The 20338-nt window shown below is 62.0% G+C and carries 17 protein-coding genes; 2 read left to right on the top strand and 15 right to left on the bottom strand.

Annotated elements, in window-relative coordinates:
* Position 1 precedes the first annotated feature (1 nt).
* The 4 genes from HGEM_RS02315 to HGEM_RS02300 are packed head-to-tail and all read right to left on the bottom strand — an operon-like array spanning position 2 to position 4100.
* The gene (locus HGEM_RS02315; RefSeq protein WP_019127794.1) at positions 2-292 is read right to left on the bottom strand and encodes a PTS sugar transporter subunit IIB; all 291 of its coding nucleotides are present in this window, start codon (positions 290-292) and stop codon (positions 2-4) included.
* Entirely contained in the window at positions 289-1704 is a 1416-nt protein-coding gene (locus tag HGEM_RS02310; protein ID WP_035100569.1) for a glycoside hydrolase family 1 protein, read from the bottom strand. Before HGEM_RS02310 ends, HGEM_RS02315 begins: the two co-directional genes overlap by 4 nt.
* A 51-nt stretch (positions 1705-1755) precedes the next feature.
* Positions 1756-2109, bottom strand: coding sequence for a PTS lactose/cellobiose transporter subunit IIA (locus tag HGEM_RS02305; protein ID WP_019127792.1), 354 nt, complete (start codon positions 2107-2109; stop codon positions 1756-1758).
* Between the two features lie 2 nt (positions 2110-2111).
* The gene (locus HGEM_RS02300) at positions 2112-4100 is read right to left on the bottom strand and encodes a BglG family transcription antiterminator (protein WP_019127791.1); all 1989 of its coding nucleotides are present in this window, start codon (positions 4098-4100) and stop codon (positions 2112-2114) included.
* 214 nt (positions 4101-4314) lie between these two features.
* On the opposite strand from HGEM_RS02300, the gene HGEM_RS02295 reads away from it, so the two are divergent.
* Positions 4315-5709 carry an NAD(P)/FAD-dependent oxidoreductase gene (locus HGEM_RS02295; protein ID WP_019127790.1) on the top strand — a complete coding sequence of 465 codons (1395 nt, stop codon included), beginning with the start codon at positions 4315-4317 and terminating at the stop codon, positions 5707-5709.
* Between the two features lie 279 nt (positions 5710-5988).
* Here the strand turns inward: HGEM_RS02295 and groL are convergent, their stop codons facing one another.
* From groL to HGEM_RS02280, 3 genes are all read right to left on the bottom strand, one after another.
* Positions 5989-7626: a chaperonin GroEL gene (gene groL, locus HGEM_RS02290; protein ID WP_019127789.1), complete on the bottom strand. Its 1638-nt coding sequence runs from the start codon at positions 7624-7626 to the stop codon at positions 5989-5991.
* Between the two features lie 63 nt (positions 7627-7689).
* Positions 7690-7977 (bottom strand): co-chaperone GroES, encoded by a 288-nt coding sequence (gene groES, locus HGEM_RS02285; protein ID WP_019127788.1) that lies wholly within the window; start codon positions 7975-7977, stop codon positions 7690-7692.
* 228 nt (positions 7978-8205) lie between these two features.
* The gene (locus tag HGEM_RS02280; RefSeq protein ID WP_019127787.1) at positions 8206-9147 is read right to left on the bottom strand and encodes a hypothetical protein; all 942 of its coding nucleotides are present in this window, start codon (positions 9145-9147) and stop codon (positions 8206-8208) included.
* A gap of 105 nt (positions 9148-9252) precedes the next feature.
* Here HGEM_RS02280 and HGEM_RS02275 point away from each other — a divergent pair, with 105 nt between their 5' ends.
* A complete protein-coding gene (locus HGEM_RS02275; protein WP_019127786.1) occupies positions 9253-10536 on the top strand; it encodes an amidohydrolase in 1284 nt (427 codons plus the stop codon).
* Positions 10537-10875: 339 nt separating this feature from the next.
* Here HGEM_RS02275 and HGEM_RS02270 read toward each other — a convergent pair whose 3' ends face one another.
* The 8 genes from HGEM_RS02270 to HGEM_RS02235 form a co-directional block, all read right to left on the bottom strand.
* Positions 10876-11214, bottom strand: a complete 339-nt coding sequence (locus tag HGEM_RS02270) for a putative quinol monooxygenase (protein WP_230197206.1) — start codon at positions 11212-11214, stop codon at positions 10876-10878.
* 269 nt (positions 11215-11483) lie between these two features.
* Complete coding sequence (locus tag HGEM_RS02265; protein WP_019127785.1) at positions 11484-11957, bottom strand: flavodoxin; 474 nt, start codon at positions 11955-11957, stop codon at positions 11484-11486.
* Positions 11958-12238: 281 nt separating this feature from the next.
* On the bottom strand, positions 12239-12943 hold the full coding sequence (locus HGEM_RS02260) for a Bax inhibitor-1 family protein (RefSeq protein ID WP_019127784.1): 705 nt from the start codon (positions 12941-12943) through the stop codon (positions 12239-12241).
* 253 nt (positions 12944-13196) lie between these two features.
* Positions 13197-14525 (bottom strand): MFS transporter, encoded by a 1329-nt coding sequence (locus tag HGEM_RS02255; protein WP_019127783.1) that lies wholly within the window; start codon positions 14523-14525, stop codon positions 13197-13199.
* 185 nt (positions 14526-14710) lie between these two features.
* Positions 14711-16588: an ABC transporter ATP-binding protein gene (locus HGEM_RS02250; RefSeq protein ID WP_019127782.1), complete on the bottom strand. Its 1878-nt coding sequence runs from the start codon at positions 16586-16588 to the stop codon at positions 14711-14713.
* Positions 16588-18423: an ABC transporter ATP-binding protein gene (locus HGEM_RS02245; RefSeq protein ID WP_019127781.1), complete on the bottom strand. Its 1836-nt coding sequence runs from the start codon at positions 18421-18423 to the stop codon at positions 16588-16590. The genes HGEM_RS02250 and HGEM_RS02245 overlap by 1 nt, the downstream gene beginning before the upstream one ends.
* The gene (locus HGEM_RS02240) at positions 18416-18976 is read right to left on the bottom strand and encodes a MarR family winged helix-turn-helix transcriptional regulator (RefSeq protein ID WP_019127780.1); all 561 of its coding nucleotides are present in this window, start codon (positions 18974-18976) and stop codon (positions 18416-18418) included. The genes HGEM_RS02245 and HGEM_RS02240 overlap by 8 nt, the downstream gene beginning before the upstream one ends.
* A gap of 148 nt (positions 18977-19124) precedes the next feature.
* Positions 19125-20297 carry an NAD(P)-dependent malic enzyme gene (locus HGEM_RS02235; protein WP_019127779.1) on the bottom strand — a complete coding sequence of 391 codons (1173 nt, stop codon included), beginning with the start codon at positions 20295-20297 and terminating at the stop codon, positions 19125-19127.
* Between the last annotated feature and the right edge of the window lie 41 nt (positions 20298-20338).

The raw sequence follows: 20338 nt of genomic DNA, 5'->3' as shown, positions 1-20338 counted from the left end.
ATTAGGCTCCGATACGATCGATGATCTGCTGATAGACAGCCTTGCCGTTCATAACGCCGTAGTGCTGCGGAGCGATGGAATCCACCGGGCACGACACCTTGGCCTGAATGTTGGGAACGAGGTAGCGAATTTGCGGCCCCACGAGAATCATCTCGACGCCCTCGAGATGGTCTTCGAACTCAGCCTCGCCGTAGGCAGCGACCTCCAGGGTGCCCTCGCTCGCCTCCTCGATCTTCTTTGCCATGATGCCGGTGGACATCCCAGCGTTGCACACCAACATGACTTTTCTCATCGTTGCCCCTCCTCCTGATAGGGTTTTCCAGTCTGCTCGCCCGCGATGAAATCGCGATACCAGCGGTAGCTCTTCTTGGGGGTACGGGTGTACCCGTTCTCGAAGTCAACCGCGACAAGCCCATAGCGCTTGCGGCACCCGTTCTTCCATGAATACAGGTCGAAGGTGCTCCATACGAAATAACCGCGTACGTCGGCCCCAGCTTCCTGGGCAGCTTTGATGGCGGCGATATGATCTTTCATAAAGGCGATGCGATAATCGTCCTGGACCTCGCCCTGGCTCACGTCCTCGGCCACGCCGATGCCGTTCTCCGTGATGTAGATGGGCAGATGGTAGCGACGCGTCACTTCAATGAGGCCACGACGCAGACCGTCGGGGTAAATCTCGGTGCCCCACTCAGTCGTCTGCATGTTGGGATCGTCGAGCACCTGCTCGAACCAGCCCTTGATCACCACGCGCTGGGACCCCTTGAAGGCCGAGCCGGAATTGTTCACCACGAGCTGGGTCTCGCCATCGGTATAGGGCCGCACGAGCACGCGCGAGTAGTAGTTGAGACCCAGGAAGTCGACGGTACCCTCGCGAAGCGCCTGAAGCTTGTCGGGCGTAATGTACGACAGGTCAAAGCGACGGTTGAGGTCGGTGAGCAAATCGATGGGAAGCTCGCCTGTAGCGGCGGTATCGAGAATCCAGTTATTTGCGTAGTTGTCGGCGAACCGCATGGCAATCTTGGTCTCGAGGGTGTCATCCACGCCGTCGACGGGCCCAAAGCTGTGCACGATGCCGATAGAGCCCTCATAACCGCCCGCGCGGAACGCCTTCACGCCGAGCGCCGACGCATACATGACGTTGAACGCTGCGCGCGCGCACTTCTCGGGATCCTGCAGGGCGGGCGGATAGTTACCGATGAGGTACCCGCTCATGACGAACCACTTAGGCTCGTTGAAGGTCGCCCAATAGCGCACGCGGTCGCCGAAGCGATCGAAGCAGACGCGTGCATAGTGCTCGAAGGCGTGCGCCGTCTCCTCGTTCAGCCAGCCGCCCTCATCCTCCCAGTACTGCGGAAGGTCCCAATGGTAGATGGTTACGAAGGGCTCGACACCGAACTCATGGCAGGTATCGATCAGGCTGTTGTAGAAGGCAATGCCTTCCTCGTTGACCTCACCCTCGCGATTCTTGATGATGCGGGGCCACGAGAGCGAGAAACGATAGGCATTCTGGCCACCTTTCGCCATGGTCTCGATGTCCTCGCGGTAGCGGTGGTAGTGGTCGCTCGCCACATCGCCATTCTCCAAATCGTTTTCATGCAGGTAGCGATCCCACATCGATTCGGCCTTCCCGCCCTCCTGCCAGGCTCCTTCACACTGGTAGGAAGCAGTCGCGCTCCCCCAGAAAAACGGTGCGGTAGTGTCCATGTTCCCTCCCTGGGTCCCCTGCCGGCATGCCACCGGCATTACGACAAGTGGCTACGCGTTGCGGACGCGATACAGCTCGATAAGCTCGCGAATGAGCTCGCGCGCGAGATTCGAGGTCATGAGATGGTCCTGGGCGTGAACGAGCATGACGTTTACAGGCATGTGCTCGCCGTTTGCCTCCTTGACCAGAATCTCGGTCTGCGTATTGTGCGCACGCAGATAGGCCTCATCCGACTGCTTCATATAGTCATCGCACGCTTCGAAGTTGCCCTGTTTGGCCTCGTTCAGCGCCATGAACGCAAGGCTCTTGGCCTCGCCGGCATCGGCGATGAGCGCAAACGGGATGAGCTCAACATCCTGCCCCCCGACCTGCTGCGCCTCCATGCTCCGCTTTTCTTCAGACATGCTCAGCTCCTTTCCTCGCCATGGGCGATTTCCTGCATCATCACTTCAAAACTTCGATCGTCCACGATGCGCTTCACGCGCTCTTCGTGAGATAGCAACTCAGCCATACGCGAGAAGAACCAATCCAGCGCGTTGCGGCCGTCGTCGCCGATCGCTACAAGCAGCACCAGCTCAACATCCTTGTCACCCCAACGGATGGGGCGGTTGGGAATGCCTGCGCACACCTTCGTGGGTCCGGGCAGGGAGCGTATGGGATGAGGGAGCGCTAGACCGCTACCGAAAGCGGTTGATGCGGCGCTCTCGCGCTCCAATGCGAGCTCCACGAGCTCGGCGGGTGCCCCCGCGCGCTCGACCATGAGCTCGGCGAGGCCGCAGATAGCCTCATGGGGCGTCTCCGCATCGAGATGGGGGTCGAACCAGGCCGGGTCGAAGAGCCCCGCACCCATATCTGCCGAAGCGCGAAGCAGCTCGTTAATCTGCCGCACGTCAACCTCGTTCAGGAATGAGTGGATCTCCTGCACGGGAATCGGGAACTCACCCTCGAGAGGGACCGTCGTGAAGATGTAGTCGAAGCCGGTGAAGTCCATCGCCTCGACATGCAGGGCGTCGCAGGGCACCACCTTATCGATGCGATCGCCGAACTGTCTCCTGATCGCATGTTCGAGCAGCCGAGAAGTCCCGAGCCCCGAAGCGCACACCACCACAACGTTGCGGCGCGGCCCCTCCTCACGCAAGCGGTCAAGGGCAAGCGCGAACGCAAGGGCGATATAGCCCGTCTCCGCCTGAGAGAGTGTGGTGCCGTAATGCCTACCGAGCACGTCGGCAGCATCGAGCGCCATCGCGAAGGCGAGCGGGAACCTCGTCTTGATATCCGAAAGCAGCGGGTTATCGATGCTCATATTGAAGCGCAGGCGCGTAACCAAGGGAACGATGTGCCGAGCAAGGTTCATGCGCAGCTCAAGATCGTCGCGAAAATCGAAATGGAAGAGCTCCCACACGCGGTCGAGCATCTCGGTGACCACGTTCCACACCTCATCGGGAATGATGACCCCGCGAGCGTCGTGGGGCGCAGCACCCCTCGCGCCATCATGGGAGCCCTCGGCGCCCGCATGGCCTCCCCCGGCAGAAGAAGCACCGGCAGCGGCGCTCTCCTCGGGAATGATGCTCTTCTTTCCCGCGAGGTGAATGGCGATGTAGGCGACCTCCGATTCGGGCAGGGTGATGCCAAAGGCCCCATCGAGCTGTTTGGCAACGCTTCTGGCTGCGGCAAACTCGGGCGTGAGGCGAATGCGATCGAGCGTCTCGTCGTCGAGAAGGATCAGGCAATCCTCTTTGATGCGATAGAACGCAACCATAAGATGCACTACGAGATTCTGGAAGGCGAGCATGCTCATGTAGACCGGATGCTCCTCGAGCGCCCGTTCGATGCAACCGGCGATGGTCTTCACCAGCTGGGGAACCGTTTCATCGCCGAACGGATTCGAGCCAATCACGCCTTCCGTTGCGATACTTGCAAGGCAGAGGCGACGGTTGAGCTCGGAGCCTCGAACGCGCACGCCGTAGCGCGGACGCTTCTCAAGCGCCAGGTCGTACTCGCCGAGCTTTGCCTCCACAGCTTTCAGGTCCTTCGAAATGCTCTGAGGCGACACGTAGAGAACCTGGGCCATGCTCGCAACGGTCACCCAATCGTCGCGCATGAGCAAATCATTGATGAGATAGGTGGTGCGCTTCTCTGAGGCGCTGCCGTCGAGGTCGCCGAAGCGGCGCATGCGGTCCAACCATTCGCTGAAGCCCTCTTCGTTGATTACAGAGAGCACATAGCCACCCTGCTTGCGCGCGTAGGAGATGTGGGCAAGGCCTTCGAGCATATCGTTGGTGCGTTGAATGTGCAGGCGCACCGTGCGAGCGCTCACCTCGAACTCGGACGTCAGCTCATCAATCGATGCAGCCGCGCGCTCATTCAGATATGTTACGAGTTCGATCGCCTTCACTAGCCCCCCTTCGACAGCTTCATCCTACGGGCGCACGTCCCCGACTCCATCACAGGCAATGCCGCGTTCGTGGCAATGTGTATATAAGAATGGCCTTTACCTGCATTTTTATTTGGCACACCTGCTCGGCGGGAAGTACGGGCGCCCTTGTGGCGAGCCGGCGGCAACGTTAGAGTATCACACTGGCAAAACGAAACGCACAGGAAGGATTGCCATGCAAGCAGATGTAGCCATCGTTGGAGCTGGGCCTTCGGGCATCTTCACGGCGCTCAGGCTCATACGCGAGCGCCCGCAGCTTCACATCGTCATGGTTGAGAAGGGCCTGCCCATCGAAAAGCGCTCATGCCCCAAAGCGCGTGCAGGCCGCTGCGTTCAGTGCAGCCCGTGCCGCATAACCACGGGGTTTTCTGGGGCCGGCGCATTCTCGGATGGAAAGCTGTCTCTCTCGCACGAGGTGGGCGGCGATCTTCCTGAGCTCATTGGGTGCGACCTTGCCCAAAAGACCATCAACGAAGTCGATGGCATCTATCTTGCGTTTGGTGCCGATGAGCACGTCGAGGGGGTCGATGCGCCGGAATCTGTACGTAAGATTCGCCTGCGAGCGATCCAAGCCGGACTTAAACTCGTCGACTGCCCCATCCGTCACCTCGGAACCGAGAAAGCCCAGGAAATCTATGGACGAATCGAGCGGGACCTCATTGACCGAGGCGTAGAGATCGTGTTCAACACCGACTGCCGCGATCTCATCATTGAGGATGGCGCGTGCCGAGGCGTCGTCGCCGAAGGACCCGAGGGGGCGCTGCGCATTGACGCCGAGCGCGTCATCGTGGCAACGGGCCGCCGCGGAGCGGATTGGCTCGAGCACCTTTGCTCCGAGCACGGCATCGACCATGTTCCGGGCGCCGTTGATATGGGTGTACGCGTCGAGGTGCGCAATGAGGTGATGGAGCGCGTGAACGACGTGCTCTACGAGAGCAAGCTTATCGGCTATCCCAACCCCTTCCGCAACAAGGTGCGCACGTTCTGCCAAAACCCCGGCGGCTTTGTAAGCCAGGAGAACTATGACGGCGGCCTGGCGGTGGTGAACGGCCATTCGTACAAAGAGCGCAAGAGCGAGAACACCAACCTAGCCGTGCTCGTGACGCACAATTTCCGCGAGCCGTTCAACCAGCCCATCGCATACGCCCAAAATGTTGGACGCCTCTGCAACATGCTCGGAGACGGACACATCCTCGTCCAACGCTTTGGCGACATCCTAGACGGCAAGCGCACCTGGCAAAAGGAGCTCTCGCGCTCGAACATCAAGCCCACCCTCGTGGACGCCGTGGCGGGCGATATCACAAGCGCGCTGCCCTACCGCACCATGACCTCAATCGTGAACTTCATGCTCGCCGTCGACCAGGCCATCCCCGGCTTCGCCTCAGCCGAGACGCTGCTCTACGCTCCAGAGCTCAAGTTCTACAGCAACCGCGTTCGCATGGACGAGCGCTTCGCCACCAATGTGCGCGGCCTGCACTGCCTGGGCGACTCAAGCGGGTGGACGCGCGGCCTCATGATGGCAAGCGTCATGGGCTACCTCATGGGTGGCTACCTAGCAGAGGAGCTGTAGGAAGAGCGCCCGCCGCACGGGCCGATGCGCGCAGCGCGAGGCCCCCGGCAGAGCTCCCCACCCGCCCATCCCCGTGCCCGCCGCACGGGCCGATGCGCGCAGCGCGAGGCCCCCAAGCCCCTCTCATCCCCTACATCCCCCCCGCGAGCCCGTAAACGCAGGAAGGCCCCGGAAGGATTCCTGAGCGCGTTTCCCGCAGCCGCTCGGCTCTGCCGAGCGGCGATGACCACGCGCGAAGGAACCTTCCGGGGCCTTCCGGTGGGAGTCTAGGACTCGCGATTAGTACATTCCGCCACCCTGAGCGCCAGCGGTCGCAGCAGCAATGGCATCCTCAAGCGCGGTGTTCTTCGGAACATCGGTCACCGTAGCCTCGGTGATGAGGATGAGGGAGGCAACGGACGCGGCGTTCTGCAGCGTGGTGCGGGTAACCTTGACCGGGTCGAGCACGCCCATCTCAATCATGTTGCCCCACTCGCCGTTGTAGGAGTTGAGGCCCTCGCCCGCGGGCAGGGAAGCAACCTTGTCGACCACGACGGCGCCCTCGAAGCCAGCGTTCTGAGCGATGGTCGCCACGGGGGCGGTCAGCGCCTTCTTGACGATGTCGACACCGATCTTCTCCTCGGGATCCTCGACCTCAATCGAATCGAGTGCAGGAGCAGCGTCCATGAAGGCCACACCGCCACCAGCAACGATGCCCTCCTCGACGGCGGCACGAGTCGCCTGCAGGGCGTCCTCGACGCGGTGCTTGATCTCCTTGAGCTCGGTCTCGGTGGCAGCGCCCACCTTGATGACGGCCACGCCGCCGGAGAGCTTAGCGAGGCGCTCCTGGAGCTTCTCGCGGTCGAAGTCGGAATCGGTGTGCTCGAGCTCGCCCTTGATCTGGGCAACACGGGCCTCGATGGCCTCCTTGGAGCCGCCGCCATCAACGATGGTGGTGTTGTCCTTGGTCACCGTGACGGACTTCGCGGTACCGAGCATATCGGCGGTGATGTCGGCAACCTTGATGCCGAGCTCGTCGAGCGCAACCTGGCCGCCGGTGAGCGCGGCGATGTCCTCGAGCATGCGCTTACGACGGTCACCGTAGCCCGGAGCCTTCACGGCAACGACGGAGAGCGCGCCGCGGACCTTGTTGAGCACGAGGGTCGGCAGGGCCTCGCCCTCGATGTCCTCGGCGATGATGAGCAGGCTCTTGCCGGCGCGGCTCACAGCCTCGAGCACGGGCATGATGTCCTGCACGTTAGAGATCTTCTGGTCGGTCATGAGGATGTAAGGATCCTTGAGCGTGGCCTCCATACGATCGTTATCGGTGACGAAGTAGGCGGAGACGTAGCCCTTGTCGAACTGCATGCCCTCGACGGTGTCGATCTGGATGTCGAAGGTCTGGCCGTCCTCGACGGTGATGACGCCGTCCTTGCCCACGACGTCCATGGCGTCGGAGATCTTCGCGCCAACGTTGGGGTCGCCAGCGGAGATGGTGCCCACGGAGGCAATCTGCTCCTTGGTCTCGACCGGCTGGGCCTGCTTCTTCATCTCGTCGACCGCGGCGTTCACGGCCTTCTCGATGCCGCGGCGAATGGCCAGCGGGTTGGCGCCGGCGGCCACGTTGCGCAGGCCGTCGTTCACGATGGCCTGAGCGAGCAGGGTCGCGGTGGTGGTGCCGTCACCCACGGTGTCGTTGGTCTTGGTGGCGACCTCCTTCACCAGCTGAGCGCCCATGTTCTCGATGGGGTCCTCGAGCTCGATCTCCTTGGCGACGGAAACGCCGTCGTTGGTGATGGTCGGCGCACCGAAGGAGCGCTGGAGCGCCACGTAGCGGCCCTTGGGGCCCATGGTGACGGTCACGGCGTCAGCGAGCTTGTTAACGCCCTTGGCGAGCTTGGTGCGCGCCGCGGTATCGAACGTAATATCCTTTGCCATCTTGTGTATCCTCCGTTACCTAAGATGTAGTACCTAATGAATGGCTAAGCCATGCCGGCAGGGCTACTCGACGATCGCGTAGATATCGTCAACGCGCATGAGGAGGTAATCCTCGCCGTCGATCTTGACCTCGTTGCCACCGAACTTGCCATAGATGACCTTGTCACCGGGCTTGACATCCATGGGGAGACGCTCGCCGTTGTCGTTGAGCTTGCCCTCGCCCACCGCGACGACCTCGCCGCGCTGCGGCTTCTCCTGCGCGTTGCTGGCGATGTAGAGACCGGACGCGGTCTTCTGCTCAGCAGCCTCGGGCTTAATCAGGACGCGATCACCAAGCGGCTTAAGACTCATAGAAGGTTCCTCCTTCAGCGGTTGCGCGGAGCACCTAGCCTCCGCAGCACCATGTCCTTTACGTACGCAGAGAATAGTACCCAGCTCTGAGAACTTATACAACTCGAAGTCAAAAAATCTTATCAATTGACACTTAGATTTCTTGAGCGCCTACCCAGCACCGGCTACGGGCTACGGGCTGCGCGCTATCCGCACACCATCCGCGCCCCGTGCATCTGCATAAGGCCCCTACCTCCCCTGCATGCGCGCTTCAACATCATGCAGCAGCTCGTCCCGAGATCGCCGCATGGCGGGCGTCATGGGCGAAAGCACCTTTTCGTCGAGAAGCTGGTGCGCAACCTCGGTGTCACCGTGCGCCAGCTCATACTCGGCCAGGCGCAAGCACCAGCTCGCGCGTTCGTTGTGGGCCTGGGCCCCTTCAAGGCGACGAACGATGAGCGCAAGATCGGATGCGTCCCATGTCTCGACCGGACGCAGCCTCTGCTCCACGCTCTCGCAGACCGAAGCGGCAACCGCCTTTGCCGCCCGGCTCCGTGCAAAGCGGTCGCGGAACTCCTGCGCAGACCGGAGCGCCTGTTCGGCGGCCTCCTGGTCTCCCAGCCAGTACAAGCTGAGCGCGCGCGTGTTTAAGATCGTCGCCCGCAAGGCGCTTCTCTCGCCAACCGAAATGGACGCCAGACGCCGGATCGCATCGGCATACCTGCCGTCGGCGTAATCTGCCGCTGCGATATTGCACGCGATCCTCCGCCGCACGAACCCCCGGCGGTTGCGCTCGTCGTAAAGCTCCATGAACCGGCGCCACTTAGCACTGTCGCAATCTTGCGTGATGATTTCCGTGATGCTGCGCTCGCGCTGGCCCACCACGCTCCGGAAGAGGACCGCGGAAAGAATGGCCAGGCCGAGCAATACGAAATACCACACCATATAGCCGAGCATCCCTGCAATGAGGGCGACGGCGGCAAGCCCCAGCACGCCGACGATCTCCATGAGGCGGAACCGTCTGAACCAACGCCAGTAGTCATCAAATATCTCATCGGCTGTCTGTGCTCTATACCCCGAGGGCACATCCCGCGCCATGAGCGCGCGCACCGCCGCAACATCGACGCCGCCCGCGGACAGCACGAGGGAACGAACCTCGATCTTCTTGGCTCCCGTTTCTTCCCCAGCCATAGAAGCCCCCATTCATATGGCCCAACACCTGCCGATAAAGCGTAAGATTGTTCACGGCTACGAGTATAGCCGATGGCGCGAACGCCACCGGAAGCAGGAGGGCGCATGGCAGGCGAACAAGCACGAACGGCATCGGAATCGCAAGCGCAGGGAACGGCCTATGCGACCGCGCGCATCCAGGAGCTCGGGGCGACCGCGCGCATCCAGGAGCTCGGGCGCGCGGCAGAGCCGTACGTCATCGCGCAGCGCCGCTATTTCCACCAGCATCCTGAGCTGAGCCTGCAGGAGGTGGGCACCACCAAGGCGATTGCCCGCGAGCTCGACGCCATGCGCATCCCCTACGAACGCCCGCTTGACACAGGCCTCGTCGCCACGCTTGCCGGCACTGCGCCCGACGCCTACCGGGAGGACGGCTCGCCGCGGCGGCGCCTTCTCATTCGGGCCGATATCGACGCCCTCGCCGTCACCGAGCGCACCGGCATTCCCTTCGCCAGCGAGCGCGCGGGGGTCATGCACGCCTGCGGGCACGACTGCCACATCGCCATGCAGCTCGGAGCGCTCCGCGTACTCGCGCAAATGACCGACGCGCTCCACGGCGAGGTGCGCGCGGTATTCCAGCCCTCCGAGGAAAACGGCCAAGGAGCGCGCATGATGATCGACGCCGGCGTGCTCGATGGGGTAGACGGCGCCTACGCAGCGCACATTTGGAGCGAGGTGGACGCGGGGACCATCTCATGCGAAGCAGGGCCGCGCATGGCAAACACCGATTGGTTCCGCGTCGACGTGCGCGGGACGTCGTGCCACGGTGCCATGCCGCAGCGCGGAGCCGATGCCATCGTAGCCGCCGCCGAGATCGTGAACAACCTGCAAACCATCGTAAGCCGCGATCTCAGCCCCTATGAGCCCGCCGTGGTGACGGTAGGCGAGCTCCATGGTGGAACGGCGCGCAACGTCATCGCCGGGACTGCTTACCTCACCGGCACCGTGCGCACCTACAGCGACACGGCGCACGAGGCGATGCCGAAGCTCATCGCGCGTATCGCGCAGCATACCGCTGCGGCGCTGGGAGCGGAAGCGGAGCTTACCGACTACACCGTCGCGCATGGTGCGGTGGTGAACGACGGGGCGGCGTCCGCACGGTGTCGGCGCGCGATTGAGCGCGTGCTGGGCCCCGAGGCCGTAGGATGCTACCGGGGCACGCTTTCCGGCGAGGATTTTTCTGAAGTCCTGCGCCGCGTGCCCGGCGTGCTCGCCTTCGTGGGCACGCGCAACCCTGCCCTGGGCGCCACCTTTGCCCAGCACTCCTGCTTTTACCGGGTGGACGAGAGCGTGCTCGTGAAGGGGGCCATGCTCGCCGCCCAGTACGCGGTGGATTTCCTAGCTGAATAACGATGGCCCCACAGCCCGCTGGAACCGGGTTCCTGGTCCGCAGGGTGAATCGCAGACACCGGGTGTCTGCGATTCATCTTCGGCATATTCGTCCAGCAAATGGAAAAGCCTGCATGGGCAGTCTGGATGCTCGCTCAGTTCTCGATATCGCTTGCGCACAACGTCGCATGCGCAGGCCGTCGGCTTGCCCGCGCCTCATATTTCAACTTGCATGCCGAATTACGCAATAAGAGCCATTTTTCGCCCTCTTATTGCGTAAATCGGCATGCAGGTTTCTCCTGAAGAGGGAAGCTGGCTGCCCGCCGCCGTTTTTTCAGAGCGGAGCCGGCGAACCTCGCATTACGCGCGAATGAACGCTGCATCCTGCGAGGGCACGCCGGCGGCATCAGTCACGAAACGCTCGACGCGCATATGCAGGTCGTACTTCTCGCGCAGCTCGGCAATGGTCGCCATCATGGGCGAAGCATGGTGGGCATCGAGTGCAGCCTGGTCGCGCCAGCTGTCGACGAGCATGATGGTCTCGGGATCATCGAGCGGCTGAAAGTACTGGTAGCCAACGTTGCCTTCCTCTGCGCGGATGCGATCGGCCGTGCCCGACGACTCCATCTCCTCGGCAAATGCGCGCGCCGCGCCCGCATTGCCGTGTAATACAAATTCACCGTGATCGCCATCGTTCATCACCCTAGAAATGACAGATGTACCGGGTACAACTGTCACGATTCTCGCTGCGAACCAGGTCCCTCCCGAGCCCCTGGCTCTTGTTGGCAAAAATCATCGTACTATTTATAGAAAACCGAAGCATGAAATCAATAATTCTTACGACAATTATTGAGATGCAACAGATGTACCCGGCATCATTGTCGCGCTGGCAGGCTTGTGATGCAAAAATACCTCTGTCCTAATTTCGCACCTAACTGCCGGCGCACGCAGATGGATTTGCGTCGAATCTATAGTCCCTCGACCCAACGCTCGACTTCAGTCTGGCCAGCGCCATTGAGCAGACGCGCCGGGCGAAAGCCCGCGGCCGTCGCGCACACGCCGCGGAAGCGCTCGTCGATCGACCCTGTACCACTGCCGCCCGACGTACAAAACGGCACGATAGTCGCGTTCGAGAAATCGTATGCCTCGAGGAAGGTATCGATGATCGAAGGCTCACGGTACCACCAGATGGGAAAGCCAACGAATACCGTGGAATATGAGCCCATATCATCGACGGTGCCCGCGATGGCCGGGCGGCACGCAGGGTCGTTCATCTCGATGGAACTGCGGCTCTGTTTGTTCGTCCAATCGAGGTCCGCCCGTGTATAAGGCACCTCGGGCGCTATCTCAAACAGATCGCCGCCCGTCACGGACGCGATCTGCTGCGCCACGCGACGCGTCACGCCGCTACACGAAAAGTAGGCTACCAGCGTCTTTGCCATTGCTATCAGCTCCTATCGGCGCCGCGTTAGACGGCGCTCAAGCCATCTGCTGCCTTTATCCTAAGACTTGGAGTCAGCTCTAAGGCAAGGGCAAACTCGGGTTTCAACTTTTGGGCACTTGAAGGAAGACCTGCCATGTATAAGGCAGTCGTCGCTTAGAAAAACCCCAGCTAGAAGAAGCGCCGCACACCTGGATACTCCGGGTGCGCGGCGCGAAGTGCCCAAAAGTTGAAATTGCGCTCTCTCGCAAAGACTACAAAGACACGTGAGGGGCGAGAAGTCTAATCCCTGCGGCCAAAGAGCGAGAGCAGGCGAATGAACACGTTAAGAATGTCCAGGTAGAGGTCGATGGCGTACCACAGAGCATTCGAAACCGTGGGGACCGCCGTCGATGCGCGGAACACGTCGTAGCCGATGAACCCGCAGAATATCACGATGACAGCAAGGTCGATGAACGTCTGGCCCACGCCCAGGAACATCAAGATAAGCTGGACAACGAACAATGCGATCAGCGCTGTGATGAGCACGCCCTGAATACGCTGGAAAAATTGCGGGAACATAATGCCCGCAGCACCGAACACGATCATGATGCCCGCCGTCGCCGAAAACGCGAGCGAGATGGTCTGCATGTCGTACATGCCCAGAATCAGCGAGGTGGAGAACCCAAACGTCAGCGTGAAGAGGGCATAGCCGATAAGGCCCATGGGGAGGCTTTCCTTACTACGCCCGATGCTCATCACGATGCAGCCTGCGATGCTGCCCACGAGCATGCCGATGGTGAGGGCAAACGGGTTCCTCAGCATGAACAGCATGAACTCATACGTGCCCGTGATGTACGAGCACGCCGCCATGATGACAAACGATAAGAGCACGAATCCGGTGAGCAGGACATTATATAGGCGGCGAGAGATGAGCTTGGGCGCCGGTCCCTCCCGATAGATGGGACCATCGAAAGGCTGCTGCCCGTAGCGCTCGACTTCGTTCATGATTCCTCCGATCAACTGGGGCCTCAGTGCCCCGTTCCTCCCAGTGTACCCAATCAACGGGAATCTCACCAGCTCACCGAGACACCCGCCGGGGTTCGGGGAACTTGGCAGCCTGACGGGGCGCGCCGGGGTCCCGGGGCGCATGGAGCACCTGACGGCTCGCAGGCGCTTTGCCGCGACGGAGGCTTGTCAGCCAGCCGGGCGCTTTGCCACGACGGGCGCCTGGCATCGCCGGGAAGCGCGCAGGCAGCCTTTACGCTGCCGGATGCACCTCGGCATCGATTCGCGCGATGCGCTGGTGGCCGAATACAAGCACAAGGACCGGGAACGACGCGACGAGCACGCTCGCCAGCAAAAGCGTCCCCTGGACCCCGAGCATCGCGGCAAGCCAAGGCGACATGAGCAGCGGAATAACGCCACCCGCACTGGCGCCGAACGTCATCATGGAATTCGCGCGGCCAATCACCTCAACTTCGGCGTGCATCTGTACCAGCGTGTTCTGCAACGGAACGATCATGCCGAAGGCAAGCCCCAAAAGCACCTGCCCCACAAGAGCGACCAGCACGTACGGCGTGCCCACATACACCAAGCAACCGATTCCCATGCCGCAAAGCAGGACAAGGAGCGTCCGCACGGTCACGCGGCGCACCGGAATGCGCAGCACGAGCAGCGCGCCCGCCACCGCGCCCACGCCAGACGCGGCAGAGAGCCAACCCATCCACGCAACGCCCACCTGAAGGACGTCGCGGTAGTAGAGCGATTCGAGCGGGTCGAGCGCGCCATAGCCCAGATACGAGAGAAAGCCCGCCCAAAAGAGGAAGGAGAGCGCTGCGTTGGAGAAAACGGCGCGGATGCCCTCGATAAGCGACGAGCGCGAGCCGGCGGGGCGCCCGCTCGAACCTGCTGCGCAGCAATCTGCTCCAGCGCCGGCAGAGCCCTCCGCCAGCTCCGCTGCCGGCCCTGCATCTTGCCCGCCCCCTTCAGCGCGGACACCGATTACCGGGCGGAACCCCGCTGCCGGAATCACAGCGAGCACCACGCATGCGCCCATGAAAGCGAAGACCGCTCGCGTTGGCGCCACCGAGGCGATTGTTCCGCCGATAAGTGGCCCCACCACCACGCCAATATTCGACACGATGGAGAGCGCCGAGTTAATGCGTTTGAGCTCGATGGCGTCTGCCGTAAGGTAGGCCGGGTACGAGCGAGACACCGGCTCGAAAAAGCCCAGGCTAAACCCCAAGCATGCCGCGCCAAAGGTGAGTGCGGACATATCGCCGCCAAACACGATGCAAAACGCGTCAACAGCAAGCATCACGATGACGAGCAACGCGAAGTGCAGCCGGGGGCCTCGCGCGTCGAGATACGTTCCGCCGACAAACGAGCCTACGATTTGGAAAAGGTTGAGCAGCGCCACCACGACGGCGGTCGAAGCGACCTCACCGTCCATGCTGTAGGTGAGCGTGCCGAGCACACCGATGAAATAGCAGGACTGAATACCTACGTATATGAGAAAGCGCATGAGCACGAGACGGCGCGCCGCCGGTGCGAGCGCGCGAGCCTCGGCAAGAATACGGTCGAGCATAGGGGCTCCTTGGATTCGAGCGATGGTGCGAGCAGAGAACGAACGCGGCGCGCCCGCTACGGTTCGTAGACGAATCCTTGTGTCATGCCACGTCCCCCATCATCCGAGGCCCCAGTATGGGCACCACTCTATCACAACGGATGCGCACCCTGGGTGGCAGGAGCGAGCCCCGCGCAACCGAGGGGCTAGCTCAGCTCGAGCATGCCGGTATACAACTGGTAGTAGCGCCCATGCTGGGCAATAAGCTCGTCGTGGCTGCCGCGCTCTACAACGCGCCCCTGCTCGAGCACCATGATCGCGTCGGCATCGCGCACTGTGGAGAGCCGGTGGGCGATCACGAACGTCGTGCGCCCGCGCATGAGCTGATCCATGCCGCGCCCAATGAGCATTTCGGTACGCGTGTCGATGGAACTCGTCGCTTCGTCCAAAATGAGAACCGGCGGGTCGGCCACGGCCGCGCGCGCGATGGCCAGGAGCTGCCGCTGCCCCTGGCTCAGGTTCGCCCCATCCGAGGTCACCATCGTGTTATATCCATCTGGCAAACGCCGGATGAAGCTATCGGCGTTGGCGATCTTCGCGGCAGCACGCACCTCTTCGTCCGTGGCGTCGAGCTTGCCAAAGCGAATGTTGTCGGCAATCGTGCCGGTGAACAGGTGCGTATCTTGCAGCACGATGCCGAGCGAGGAGCGCAGCGCACTCTTCGCGATGTTCTTGACGTTGATCCCATCGTAGGTGATCTCGCCGTGCTGCACGTCGTAGAAGCGGTTGATAAGGTTGGTGATGGTGGTCTTGCCGGCACCTGTAGACCCCACGAACGCGATCTTCTGGCCGGGCTTGGCAAAGAGGTTGATGTCGTGGAGCACCTCGTGCTCTGGGGTATAGCCGAAGTTCACGGCATGGAAACGCACATCGCCACGGAGCGGGATGAGGCCCGTCATGAGCACCGTGCCGTCCGCGGCCATATTGCGTTCCGCCACCGGAACGAGCGCGCCCCAGACACCGATGCCATAGCCGTCGGGTACCTTCCAAGCCCATGCGTCCTCGCCCGTCTCAACGAGCGTCACCTTGCCCTCGTCGACCTCGGGCTCCACGCGCATGGCGGCAAACACGCGCTCCGCGCCCGCAAGCGCCGAGAGCAGGAAGTTCGACTGCTGCGTGAACTGGTTGATGGGCAGCGCCGTCTGGCGCACGAACACGAGATAGCTCGCGAGCACGCCCACATCGGTCTGCCCGGTAAGCGCCATCCAGCCGCCGAGCACGGCGACAATCGCATAATTCACGTAGCTGATGGACACCACCGCCGGCACCATCGACGCGGCATACGATTGGGCGCTTGTGCCCGCCACGCGCAGGCGCTCGTTCTTATCGCGAAACCCCGCGAGGTTCGCCTCCTCATGGTTGAAGACCTTCACGACCTTCTGCCCCGTGACCATCTCCTCGATGTAACCGTCGAGCTCGCCGAGCACCGACTGCTGCCGCTGATAGAAACCGCGGCTCTTGTTGGTCGAATAGCGAATATAGGCGAACATGCAGACATAGCCCACCACCACGACGAGCGAGAGCTGCCAATTCAAGATGAAGATCATGGCAAGCGTGCCCACGATCTGTATGGCGCTCTGGATGACCATGGCGAAGCTGTTGTTCATAGCCTCGGCCACGGTGTCCACGTCGTTGGTGAAGTAGCTCATGATATCGCCGCGATTGTGCGTGTCGAAGTAGCTCAGCGGCAGCTTTTGCAGGTGCGCAAAGAGATCGCGGCGGATGTCCACGAGCACTTTTTGCGCAGCGTGCACCATAACCTGCGTATACGCGAACGCTGCCACCACACCGGCAGCGTAGATGAGGGCCGTAGCGATGATGCCTGCCACGAAGTCCGCATACGCGCCGCCCGCGAGGCTATCGACCACGGGCCGGATCATGTACGTGCCGAGCAGGTTGGCGATAGCCGACACGCTCACCAGCAGCGCCACCGCCAAAAAGAGCAGCTTATGGCGCCCCATATACGCGAGGAGCTCACGCAGCGTTGCGATGAGGTTCTGCGGCTTGTTCCCAGGCGCAGCCATTACCGCTCACCCCCTTCTGATCCATTATGGGACGGGTTTGTTTTGACCCATCCGGCGTTCCCGGGCGCGGCCTGATAGCCTCTTTTGACCCCGTCCCCATTTGGACCCCCCTTTGGACCATGCGTTTGAGATGCGTAGATTTCCTGGTAGATACTATCGCTCGCCAGGAGTTCGGCATGGGTGCCCACAGCATGCACGCGGCCATCGTCGAGCACGACGATCTGGTCCGCATCCGCAACGGAGCTCACGCGCTGCGCGATGATGATCTTCGTCACGCCGGTAAGCGCAGCGAGGCTCGCGCGAATATCGGCATCGGTCGCCGTGTCCACAGCCGAGGTCGAATCGTCAAAGATGAGCACGCGAGGCCGCTTGAGCAGGGCGCGAGCAATGCAGAGGCGCTGCTTCTGCCCGCCCGAAACGTTCACGCCGCCCTGTCCCAGGTCGTACTCGAGCCCACCAGGCAGCCGGTCGAGGAACTCGTCCACGCGGGCGCGGCGGCATGCCTCGAGCAGCTCTTCGGTCGTTGCCTTTGGATTCCCCCAGCAAAGGTTCTCGCGAACCGTACCGCTGAACAGCACGTTCTTCTGTAGCACGATCGAAACCGCGTTGCGGAGTGCCTCAAGGTCATAGCTGCGCACATCCCGCCCGCCTACGAGCACCGAGCCCTCGCTCGCATCGTATAACCGCGGTATGAGCTGCACGAGCGTCGTCTTGCCGGAACCAGTGCCACCGAGCACGCCGACGGTCGAGCCGGCGGGTATGCTCAAGTTCACATGCTCAAGCGCGTTCTCGGCAGCATCCGCACGGTACTTGAACGACACGTCGCGAAACTCCACGGACCCATCGGCCACCTCGGTGATGGGGGCCTCCGGCGAAACGAGGTCGACCGGCTCATCCAGCACCTCGCAAATGCGATGGATGCTCGCCAACGAACGCGTGAGCAGCAGGAACACGTTCGAGATCATGATGAACGAGTTCAAAATCTGCATGACGTATGAAAGGAACCCGGTCAGCTCGCCCACTTGAAGCTCCCCGCCCAAGATCATCTGGCCGCCGAACCACATGATGAGCGTCGTCGCTGTGTAAAGCGAGACGTACAGCACGGGCATATTCAGCACCGCGAACTTGAACGTCTGCTCGCTCGTGCGCGCCAAGCCCTCGTTGACCGCGCGAAATTGCGCGCACTCGTAGTCCTCGCGCACGTATGCCTTCACGGCACGCACGGCGGTAAGCATCTCCTGAACTACGTCGTTGAGCTTATCCACCGTGGTTTGCAGCACGCCGTAAAGGGGCCCTACATGACGCACGATGAGTGCAAGCGCCACGATCATGAACGGCGAGACCCCCACGAACACGAGCGCAAGCTGCATGTTGAGATAAAACGCCAGGCCGAAGCCGATAACAAGCATCACCGGCCCACGCACCATCGGCCGGAATCCCGCGTTGAGCGCGTTCTGAATCACGGTGACGTCGGTGGTCATGCGCGTGATGAGCGACGAGGTCTCGAAGTGATCGAGGTTCGCGAAGCTCATCTCCTGCACGTGCTCGTACTCCGCGGCGCGAAGCCGTGCGCCGAGGCCATACGTAGCGCGGGCGGCGTGACGTGCGTAGAGCTGGCCCGTGATGAGCGAGAGAGCGGCGCACGCGAGCATGAGCACGCCCTGGCGGAATATGAAGTCGAGGTCGCGAGTAGCCACGCCCACATCGATGATATCGGCCATGAGAATGGGAATGACCATCTCGAACGCGCTCTCAATGACCACCAGGAGCATGCCGAGGATCGCGTCGCGGCGATAGGGACCAAGGAAGCCGACGATGCGGCGGAGCTCATGCATGGGGTGCCTCCTCAGGAGCAGAGGGCTGGCTAAGAGCAGAAGCGGGCCGGGGTTCCTCTCCCGCGGGTATGGGATCTATCCGCTCCGTGGCGGGACGGGGTTCCTCCCCTGCCAGTTGCCGCCCGTAGGCACGCAGGTTCGCATGCGCGCGAACCAGGTAATCCGCGAATGCGGCACGCTCCTCGGGCGTGAAGCCCTCCAACATGGCCGCCGCCTCCTCGCGACACGCAGCACCCCACGATTGGGAGACGCGCTTGCCTTCCGCCGTGAGCGAGACCACCTTGCTGCGACGGTCATCGGCCGCGGGCGCTATGGCCACAAGCCCCTTCTTGCTGAGCGCATCGAGCATGCGCGAGACGCCCGCCGGGTCGAGCTCATAGTATTCAGCGAGGTCGCGGGGCGAACTCGGACCGTTTTCCTCAAGATATGAAAGCAGCCTGGGCTGCCCGGTGCCAAGGCCGATGCTCGCCATGAATGGATGCATGAGCTGCCGCTGTGCATGGCTCGTGCGGTAAAGCAAGGCACGGAATTCAAACAGATCGGGATCTTCCACGCCAATCCATCCCCTTAATTACTTGATATATCAACTGTTGACGCGTCAAGTAATAATCCAGAGCAAAGCCACTGTCAAGCAACAACCCCTGTGTACACAGATGCGAAATGAAAGCAAGCCTGCTCACCGCACCGTCACCGACGACGTGCTAAACGCGGGCGAGCCCCTCCGCACGGGCGGCTTCGGCCACGGCGGCGGCAACCACGGGCACGACGCGCTTATCAAGCGCCGAAGGCAGGATATAGTCGGCCCGCAGCTCATCTTCCCCCACCATGCCGGCGATGGCATGCGTCGCGGCAACCATCATGCCGTCGCTGATATCGCGGGCACGCACATCGAGCGCTCCGCGGAACACGCCGGGAAATACGAGCACGTTGTTGATCTGGTTGGGGAAGTCCGAGCGCCCGGATGCGCATACAGCGGCACCCGCGGCCCGGGCCTCGTTGGGCATGATCTCGGGCACGGGATTTGCGAGGGCGAACACGATGGGATGGGAAGCCATGCTTCGCACCATGTCTTGAGATAGCACGCCGGCAACGCTCACGCCCGCGAACACATCCGCGTCTGCAAGCGCGTCGGCAAGCGAACCCGTAACGCCACGTGGGTTCGTTTGCGCCGCAATGCGCTCCTGTGCGGGATTCATGCCCGGCTTTCCCTCATAGAGCGCACCGTCAACGTCGCAAAGCACGATGTCGCGCGCGCCGAGCTCGAGCATGAGCGATGCGATGGAGATGCCCGCTGCGCCCGCGCCCGAGAACACGATGCGAGCCGTTGCGAGCTCCCTCCCGGTAAGGCGGCACGCATTGATGAGCGCTGCGCTCGCCACAATCGCGGTGCCGTGCTGGTCATCGTGGAAGATGGGAATATCGCAGACCTCTTTGAGGCGCCGTTCCACCTCGAAGCAACGCGGAGCCGAGATATCCTCGAGGTTGATCCCGCCGAAGCTGCCGGATATGAGCCGAATGGTCTCGACGAGCTCGTCCACGTCTTGCGTGCCTACGCACAGCGGGAAGGCATCGATGTCGGCAAACGATTTGAAAAGCGCGCACTTACCCTCCATGACGGGCATGCCCGCGACCGGACCGATGTTGCCAAGGCCCAGCACCGCCGAGCCGTCGGTAATCACCGCGACCAGGTTCCCACGACGCGTATAGGTATACGAGAGGTCCGGGTCGCGCTGAATCTCAAGGCACGGCGCGGCAACGCCCGGCGTATAGGCAACCGCAAGATCATCCGCCGTCTCCACCGCCGCACGGCTTACAACCTCGATCTTTCCATGCCACGCCGCGTGCTGCTCAAGCGCCCGCTCGACAATACTCATTGCGACCTCCTTCTCAAAGTGATAAAACGAACCGGGTTCGT

The organism is Enorma massiliensis phI (assembly GCF_000311845.1).
Lineage (GTDB): Bacteria > Actinomycetota > Coriobacteriia > Coriobacteriales > Coriobacteriaceae > Enorma > Enorma massiliensis.
This window is presented reverse-complemented; position numbering and strand designations above follow the sequence as displayed.

Bases quoted from the DNA above. Each gene is read 5' to 3' on its own strand.
- HGEM_RS02315 (WP_019127794.1), bottom strand. From the start codon at position 292: ATGAGAAAAGTCATGTTGGTGTGCAACGCTGGGATGTCCACCGGCATC.
- HGEM_RS02310 (WP_035100569.1), bottom strand. From the start codon at position 1,704: ATGGACACTACCGCACCGTTTTTCTGGGGGAGCGCGACTGCTTCCTAC.
- HGEM_RS02305 (WP_019127792.1), bottom strand. From the start codon at position 2,109: ATGTCTGAAGAAAAGCGGAGCATGGAGGCGCAGCAGGTCGGGGGGCAG.
- HGEM_RS02295 (WP_019127790.1), top strand. From the start codon at position 4,315: ATGCAAGCAGATGTAGCCATCGTTGGAGCTGGGCCTTCGGGCATCTTC.
- groL (WP_019127789.1), bottom strand. From the start codon at position 7,626: ATGGCAAAGGATATTACGTTCGATACCGCGGCGCGCACCAAGCTCGCC.
- groES (WP_019127788.1), bottom strand. From the start codon at position 7,977: ATGAGTCTTAAGCCGCTTGGTGATCGCGTCCTGATTAAGCCCGAGGCT.
- HGEM_RS02280 (WP_019127787.1), bottom strand. From the start codon at position 9,147: ATGGCTGGGGAAGAAACGGGAGCCAAGAAGATCGAGGTTCGTTCCCTC.
- HGEM_RS02275 (WP_019127786.1), top strand. From the start codon at position 9,253: ATGGCAGGCGAACAAGCACGAACGGCATCGGAATCGCAAGCGCAGGGA.
- HGEM_RS02270 (WP_230197206.1), bottom strand. From the start codon at position 11,214: ATGAACGATGGCGATCACGGTGAATTTGTATTACACGGCAATGCGGGC.
- HGEM_RS02265 (WP_019127785.1), bottom strand. From the start codon at position 11,957: ATGGCAAAGACGCTGGTAGCCTACTTTTCGTGTAGCGGCGTGACGCGT.
- HGEM_RS02260 (WP_019127784.1), bottom strand. From the start codon at position 12,943: ATGAACGAAGTCGAGCGCTACGGGCAGCAGCCTTTCGATGGTCCCATC.
- HGEM_RS02255 (WP_019127783.1), bottom strand. From the start codon at position 14,525: ATGCTCGACCGTATTCTTGCCGAGGCTCGCGCGCTCGCACCGGCGGCG.
- HGEM_RS02250 (WP_019127782.1), bottom strand. From the start codon at position 16,588: ATGGCTGCGCCTGGGAACAAGCCGCAGAACCTCATCGCAACGCTGCGT.
- HGEM_RS02245 (WP_019127781.1), bottom strand. From the start codon at position 18,423: ATGCATGAGCTCCGCCGCATCGTCGGCTTCCTTGGTCCCTATCGCCGC.
- HGEM_RS02235 (WP_019127779.1), bottom strand. From the start codon at position 20,297: ATGAGTATTGTCGAGCGGGCGCTTGAGCAGCACGCGGCGTGGCATGGA.